Origin of the sequence: Pseudomonas sp. Fl5BN2 (assembly GCF_009908205.1) — a bacterium.
GTDB lineage: Bacteria > Pseudomonadota > Gammaproteobacteria > Pseudomonadales > Pseudomonadaceae > Aquipseudomonas.
On the sequence record NZ_JAAARL010000110.1, the window covers coordinates 1 to 387 of the forward strand.

Below are 387 nucleotides of genomic sequence, written 5' to 3' on the forward strand. Positions count from 1 at the left end.
CGTCCACAAGCTAATTGATAACTGGTTGCATGAGCGCCGCGAACTTGTGAAGGCTTACGATGCCGTCGATGTAGAGCAAAGGTCTTCCAATCCCAAGCGTAAAACCCAAAAGGAGTTTTGCCAGGTATTGGTAGATTACGTTTCGGCAGGCCATTTCGAAATTTATGAGCAACTGAACGACGAAGCCAAAGCGTTCGAAGACGATAAAGGCCTTGAAGTCGCCAGTACCATTTACCCAAGACTTGAAGCCATTACACAAGCAGCGCTGGATTTTAACGACCAATGCGATGGCAAGGACCACCGTCCGGACTGCGAAAAGCTGGCGGCGAAATTCCAGGTGCTTGGAGAGCTGCTACATGAGCGGTTTGAACTCGAAGACTGTCTGAT

1 protein-coding gene is annotated in these 387 nt (G+C 49.4%); it reads left to right on the forward strand.

The features are described 5' to 3' along the window. On the forward strand, positions 1 to 387 hold a 387-nt coding region (gene rsd, locus GV819_RS32845), incomplete at both ends, for a sigma D regulator (RefSeq protein ID WP_161760139.1).